This window comes from Kocuria sp. CPCC 205263, assembly GCF_040981075.1.
GTDB classification, from domain to species: domain Bacteria; phylum Actinomycetota; class Actinomycetes; order Actinomycetales; family Micrococcaceae; genus Kocuria; species Kocuria rosea.
This window is the reverse complement of the sequence record NZ_JAVKPV010000025.1, coordinates 1-6,206: the sequence shown is the minus strand read 5'-3', so window position 1 is coordinate 6,206 and position 6,206 is coordinate 1. Positions and strand designations below refer to the sequence as shown.

The window sequence follows — 6,206 nt, the reverse complement described above, 5'->3', positions numbered from 1 at the left end:
GGCGTGGAGCACGCCGCGGCCTCCCGCGGTGACGACGGCAAGGCCGGGGTGTCGGGCAAGGCGGTCGCCGCCGGCGTCGCCGCCGCCGCTACTGCCGCCGGGGTTGCCGCCGCGGCCGCGAAGAACAAGGACTCAGAAGAGGATGCGGAGGAGGACACCGACACGGACATCGAGTCGGGCACTTCCGAGGAAGGCACCCCCGTCGAGGCCCCGCTCACCGATGAGGCGGTGACCGAGGAACTCATGACGCCGATTCAGACACCCCGGACCGAGGGCACCGCCACGCCGGTGACGCCCACGGAACCTCCCACCGCCTACGACGCGGTCGGCCCAGCACCGGGGGAGGACCCGGATGCCCAAGGTGAAGTGCCGCCGAGCGGCGGCGGCCGTCTGCCGGGCGGGGGTATCTAGAACCGTCCGCGTCCTCGCACCGGGCTCCCCACACCGCATGTCGTTCAAAGGACCCGGGGCGAGTCGGGCAGTGACGGACACGGGCGCCGCCGAGGACCCCGGCCCAACAACGGGCAGAGGACCTCGGCGGTGGCCGTGCGCGTGGTGCTTACTCCGGGTTGTCGACTCGCACCGGGCTGTCCTCTTCTTCCTCCAGCACGGGCCGGCCCCCGCCCTCTGCTGCGCTGTTGCCGGGGGAGGAGTCCTCGGGCGCCCGGCGGGCCAGGCGCCGGTCGACGGCGTCGTTGAAGTTGCGGGCGGCCCCGGCACCGACCAGCCCGCCCTGGGCTTCGCCGGCGGCGTCATGGTCTTGTGTGGTCTCCTCGCCTGTGTCGTCGTCGGCGGGGTCCGTGGGGTTGGGGGCATCCGGTGCGCAGCTCATCAGGTTCTCTTCTCATGGGGGCCGGTGTGCTCAGGAAATCGTGGCGGGTCAAGAGTTCCTCGAAGGTGCCCGCCTGGAGGTCTTCGATGATTTCAGCTCCTGAACCTCTTCCGGCATTCCCAGACGGGGGCGGTGACGTCGTACCGACGGGCCGCTCCCGCCGGTGCTCGGAGGTGGGCCCGCCCGGGGGGAGAAGATGGCGGGCCCACGATGGTTCCAGTTCCTGGGGTGGGGTGGCACCCTGGCTTAGGTCGGGGGGCTGGTCGCTTTGCGTGCCCGGTGAGCGCGCACCTTGGCCCGGTTACCGCAGTGACGCATTGAGCACCATCGACGTGCTCCGCCGGCTGAACCGTCGTAGAAGATGAGGTCACAGTCCGGCGCGGCGCAGACCCGGACTCGGATAAATCCCGCAGAAAAAGTGGCGGCCGCGTTTTCCGCGATCGTGGCCAGCGCGCACTCCACCGGCCACGCGGGCACCACAGCTGCCGGCGCATCAATCCGTCCAGGGACGCCGGAGCGCGCGGTGAGGGCATCAATGCGGACCAGCGCATCCTCGGGGAGCTCGTGACCACGGGCCAGCGCGCGGGCGACGTCGACGATGCAACCCCGCAAATGCAGGGCGTGCGCCAAGTCCTGCTCCGCGGCGGCAGCCACGGCAGGTGAGATGTGTTGATGCAACCACTGGGTCAGGTCCTCGGGCCCCCGCAACCGTTCCCCGCCCGGCAGCTCGGTGTCGAAGCCACCGGTGTAACCGAAGTCAAGACAGATCGCCCCGGAACGAAAAGGCAATCCGGGACCCCACGAGAACTGGGGTTTTCGACCTCGCGCCATGGGGTCACCGTAGATGACCCCGTGAGGGCCGGGATAGGTGGACTCGACCTGCTGGAATGTCCAAGCACGAAAATGACCTGCACTGCCTGCCCAGCTGCACGCCCTCGGGCACCATGCAGGGCCCCCAGGACGGCCCCCATCGCGCTCCCGCACAGGGCCCTGATCGCTGGATCAATCCGTGCCCGACAGTCGAGGCCACATGGGATTTGACGTTACATAAGGCCAGTTAGGGGCTGGCCCGCCAGGCGAAGTCATCGAGATGGTGTCAGCTCTGAAGCTGAAGCGACCATGTGCGATGCGGATCGTGCTGCAGTAGGGCTTCTTCCATCAAGCCAACTGCACTATCCGATTCTGTGACCTCACCAGAGGGTGGGCGCTTCGCAGGACTGGTGGTTACGGCCACCAATGGCACCGCAGTGATCGTTGCTCAGGACGGGGTCTGGTGGGGTCGGGCGCGCAGGACCAGCTCGAGCTCGAAGCGGGTCTGCGGGTCGTTGAGCGCCTCCCCGAACACCTCGCGCAGCTGGTTGACCCGGTAGCCGACCGTCTGCTCGTGGACAGCCAGCTCGGTGGCCATCGCAGCGCGGTGCCCGTGGTGCTTGAGCCAGGACAACAGCGTCGCGCCCAGGCGTTCCTGTTGGGCGGGGCGCAGCTGTTCCAGCGGGGCCAGCCGCAGGGCGGCGAGGTCCTCGACCATGGTGCGGTCACTGAGCAGGAGCAGCTGGGTGAGGTGCTCGGTGACCCACAGCGGCCCCTCGTCGTCGGGGTCGGTTTGCAGCAGGTCTCGGGCCAGCACGGCCAGGCGCAGGGAATCCGGCGCCGACTGCCAGGGGCGTCCTGGGCCCACCACCGCGTTGCGTCCGGCCAGGGCGCGCCCCAGCTCTTGGCGCGCTGTCGGGGAGGAGGGCTCGGGCACGACCGCGATGACATCACCGGGGCGGGAAGTGAGAAGCGCCCGGGCGCCCAGACGGGATTTCAGCCCCGTGCGCCGGTCCGTGGGCAGGATGACCACCACCAACCGCTCGGGCAGAGTCCAGCCGGCCGCGAGCACGCTCGCGCGCACGGCGTCCTCCTCGGCGTGGCCGCGGATCAGCATCTCCGCCACCCTGTCCAGCAAACGGTCCTGCTCACCGGCCCGCTCGGACTGTTCGACGGCGTAGCCCTGGGCGCTGGCGGCGGAGAGCTCCTCGATGTAGGCGAACACCGACTCCGCCAACACGATCAGCACCGAGGCCTCGGCCCCGACTTCCATGGCCACCCGCGACATCGAGCGCAAGGTGGTGCGGGCCGCGGAGCGGTAGGCGGCGAACAAGGCGTCCATGGGCCGGCCCTGGTGGACCTCGGCCCGACCGAGCAGCTCGTAGACGAGCCAATCCTCGTCACGTAGGGCCGGTTGTGCGGTGCCGGCCAGGTCCAGGAAACGGGTCAGGGCGGACTCCACCCCGTGCTGAATCTCACCCCGCAATGGACCCTCCAGGGAGGAGGCGTACACCGCGACGTCCCGGTGCACCGCCGCCAACAACCCTTCCGTGAAGGCGGGTACATGTCCCGCTAGCAGTGGAGTGAGTGCGGGCGGCAACCCCGTCCACGGCAGATCGTGATCCACATCAGACACCGCGCACCCCAATTCTTGATCTCGGCATAATCCACTGGGCCCGAAGGGGGCGAGTAGCCCGTAACGCGTCAAGTGAACCGTCGATTGCCGGCGATCTGCTCCTATCGCGCCTGCTGTGCTAACCAAGGAGAACCGATCACCCGGCGACCGGCTGCTTGAGCGCCAGGCGATCGGTTCTGTTGCTAGGGCAGTGCTGGCACCACCACACGGGTCAGGGCAGGGCCTAGGGCAATACTGTAAGGCCCGATCTCCACACGGCACGCCGAAAGCGCTGCGGGAGGGTCTGTCGGTCCGTTGGGGGCCGGTCAGCCGATCACGGTGCGGGGGGCGAGGCGTTGATCTGCCTCGCACCGGTGATCGGTGGGCGTGCCAGGATGTGACCACGGCCCCGCCATCGCACGGCGCCCAGCGTCGACTCGATGCTGGGCGCAACGACGAGCTACCACCGGTCCACGGCAATGCCGCCGGCGGCGTCGCCGCGCCGGTGCGGGTCGCCGCTGCGTGGTCGTGGCGGCTGATCATGATCCTGGCGGCCGTAGGGCTGGTCGGCTATCTGCTCTCGCGGATCACGATGGTCATCATCCCGGTGCTCATCGCGGGGTTGCTGGCCGGGTTGCTCTTCCCGCTGGTGAAGTGGTTGCGGGCACCCGGCAGCTGCTCGACTGGCTCGAGGACGGGCCGCTGCAGCTGAGCGCGAGCACCGTCAACGACTGGATCAACGACTTCGGCACCACCGTCCAGGACAACAGCCAGGCCATTTTGGACGGGGCGATGTCCTTCGGCGCCACGGCCGGCAACGTGCTGACCGGCCTGGTGATCATGGTGTTCACCCTGCTGTTCTTCCTGATGGACGGGGAACGGATCTGGCTGTTCCTGGTCCGTCTCTTCCCGGTCAACATCCGTCGAGCCATCAATGGCGCGGGCCGGCACGGGTGGACCTCGCTGGTGCAATACGCCCGGGTCCAGGGTTTCGTGGCGTTCATCGACGCCGTGGGCATCGGGGGAGGGGCGGCCCTGCTCGGGGTGCCCCTGGCGCTGCCGATTGGCATCCTTGTGCTTTTGGGGTCTTTCATCCCGATCGTGGGGGCGGTGGCGGTGCTGGTGGCGCTGGTGGCCAACGGACTCACCACCGCGGTAGGGATGTTGGTGGTGGTGCTGCTGATCCAGCAGTTGGAATCCAACATCCTGCAGCCGCTGATCATGGGCAAAGCCGTCTCCCTGTACCCGTTGGCGGTGTTCCTGGCCGTGGCCACCGGATCCATCCTCTACGGCATCCCCGGGGCCCTGTTCGCGGTCCCGGTGATGGCCTTGGCCAACACGGTGGTGCGCTACCTGGTGGCCCGGCAGTGGACTGTCGACGACGAGATCGCCTGGGAGCCCTACTACTACCCGTGGGAGATCAAAAAGCACGCCTACCACGACCGGTTCACCCGTGATCAGGTCATGGCCCAACTGGAGCGCTTCCGCCGGACCCGAGCCAAGGAACGACAAGCCGCCAAGACCAAGCGCGAGGACAAACAGGCCAAGGGCGGCCAGCAGGACAGTGCTCGCCGTACTTCTGCCCACGGGTGAGCGGCCCATCGTTATACCTCGGGCAGTGCTCATGGCCGCAGGCCCCCGATTCCCGTGAGCACAGACAGCACAAGGGTCCGCTCGTGCACGAGCGGACCCTTGTCATGGGTGTCCGAGTCCGGCGGTTTGAGGAAGAGGTAGTCCATGGCACAGGTGCTGCTGTGTCTGATCCAGCGGCGGGCCGTCGTCATCCTCAGGTCCGTGCGTCCGACCGGATGGCCGAGGACTTCGCGGTCTGCGACGTCGCCCTCACCGACGAGGAGATGATCCGTATTGCCGGGCGAGACACGGGGATTAGCCTGTTCTTCGACCATCGCGACCCGAGCATGTTCAACCAGCTCGGCACAGACCGTCTGCCGTGATCGGCCTGGAAAGCTCATCCCGGTGCGTGTCGCTCGCTACCGCGGGTGCCCTGACACCTCCTACCGGGATTCCCAGGCGTGCGTGGCGCACTGTCGGTTACGTCTCGTCCTCGGGGGTGGAGGATGGGTTGCTGGCCGTGGTGGGTTGAGCAGGGCGAAACGTACCGGCTGGGTGAGGTGTTCCGGCTGGTTCAGCTCCATTTCCCAGCGCAGCAGGTCCAAGGCTGCGGGCTCGAAGTGTGGGAGCGTGGTGAGATCGATGATGACCTGGGTCCGGGAGGCGGGGGTCCGAGCGCGGTGGATCAACGAGTACAACAGGTGCTGGTTCGTTTCGGTGAGGTGCCCTCTGATCACCAGACGCGCTTGCTTTTCGTCCAGGGTGACCTCGACGAAAACGAAAAGCTGAAGTTCCACCACAGGGCTCCTGAGCCTCGAGAGGAGCGTGGCCGGCTGATGGACCTGCTCCCAGGTTAGAAGGGTTGCCTCAGGCAGGCCAGGCGTGCGGCCGTCTACTCTTCCGATGAAGCGGGGAAGGCCTCCTTCACGATGGGGGAGCGGAGGAGGACCACCAGCCGGTGGGTTCTCCTGCCAGCACAGGGCACGGTGAAGACAGGCTCCCGGTACCCGTCCCTGAACGTGCGCCACCATGGAGGACTTCCCGGACATCGGGCAACGGCGCCTCCGGGGCAGCCACACAGGTGCAATCCCCATCACCTCTGTGTGCTTAGCCTCATGGGCCAAAGCCCGACTAGGGAGATCATCGGCTCCGACCAAAACTCACCGGGAGGCCGAGGGCGAGTCCATACGCTCACGAGATCCACCGACGGGGCGCGGAGCGATGTTCCACCGGTGCAAGGCGCCGGAGTGTTCATCGCTCACCTGACACCGCGTGTGCGGCACTGGAGCACCACTGTCACTGACGTGGCTGGTCCGCCTGGTCACCGTTGCCCAGGGCAGGTCCTGGGCGCGCCGGTAGCTCAGCGCCCCGGGAATC

The 6,206-nt window shown here is 67.7% G+C and carries 8 protein-coding genes; 4 read left to right on the top strand and 4 right to left on the bottom strand.

The features are described 5' to 3' along the window. Nucleotides 1–411 (top strand): hypothetical protein (locus RF647_RS18880; protein ID WP_368813075.1); only part of this gene is annotated, 411 nt, incomplete at its 5' end. Between the two features lie 148 nt (nucleotides 412–559). Here the strand turns inward: RF647_RS18880 and RF647_RS18875 are convergent. The 3 genes from RF647_RS18875 to RF647_RS18865 all read right to left on the bottom strand — a co-directional run bounded on the left by RF647_RS18875 (nucleotide 560) and on the right by RF647_RS18865 (nucleotide 3,128). Further along, nucleotides 560–832: a hypothetical protein gene (locus tag RF647_RS18875; protein WP_368813074.1), complete on the bottom strand. Its 273-nt coding sequence runs from the start codon at nucleotides 830–832 to the stop codon at nucleotides 560–562. A 246-nt stretch (nucleotides 833–1,078) separates the two neighbouring features. Then, nucleotides 1,079–1,663 carry a CGNR zinc finger domain-containing protein gene (locus tag RF647_RS18870; protein WP_368813073.1) on the bottom strand — a complete coding sequence of 195 codons (585 nt, stop codon included), beginning with the start codon at nucleotides 1,661–1,663 and terminating at the stop codon, nucleotides 1,079–1,081. Between the two features lie 427 nt (nucleotides 1,664–2,090). After that, nucleotides 2,091–3,128: a helix-turn-helix domain-containing protein gene (locus RF647_RS18865; RefSeq protein WP_368813072.1), complete on the bottom strand. Its 1,038-nt coding sequence runs from the start codon at nucleotides 3,126–3,128 to the stop codon at nucleotides 2,091–2,093. A 526-nt stretch (nucleotides 3,129–3,654) separates the two neighbouring features. Here RF647_RS18865 and RF647_RS18860 point away from each other — a divergent pair. The 3 genes from RF647_RS18860 to RF647_RS18850 all read left to right on the top strand — a co-directional run bounded on the left by RF647_RS18860 (nucleotide 3,655) and on the right by RF647_RS18850 (nucleotide 5,212). Continuing rightward, complete coding sequence (locus RF647_RS18860; protein WP_368813071.1) at nucleotides 3,655–3,969, top strand: hypothetical protein; 315 nt, start codon at nucleotides 3,655–3,657, stop codon at nucleotides 3,967–3,969. Then, entirely contained in the window at nucleotides 3,912–4,850 is a 939-nt protein-coding gene (locus tag RF647_RS18855; protein WP_368813070.1) for an AI-2E family transporter, read from the top strand. The genes RF647_RS18860 and RF647_RS18855 overlap by 58 nt, the downstream gene beginning before the upstream one ends. 161 nt (nucleotides 4,851–5,011) lie before the next feature. Further along, complete coding sequence (locus RF647_RS18850) at nucleotides 5,012–5,212, top strand: hypothetical protein (protein WP_368813069.1); 201 nt, start codon at nucleotides 5,012–5,014, stop codon at nucleotides 5,210–5,212. A 60-nt stretch (nucleotides 5,213–5,272) separates the two neighbouring features. On the opposite strand, the gene RF647_RS18845 is transcribed toward RF647_RS18850, so the two are convergent. Beyond that, a complete protein-coding gene (locus RF647_RS18845; RefSeq protein ID WP_368813068.1) occupies nucleotides 5,273–5,626 on the bottom strand; it encodes a hypothetical protein in 354 nt (117 codons plus the stop codon). Between the last annotated feature and the right edge of the window lie 580 nt (nucleotides 5,627–6,206).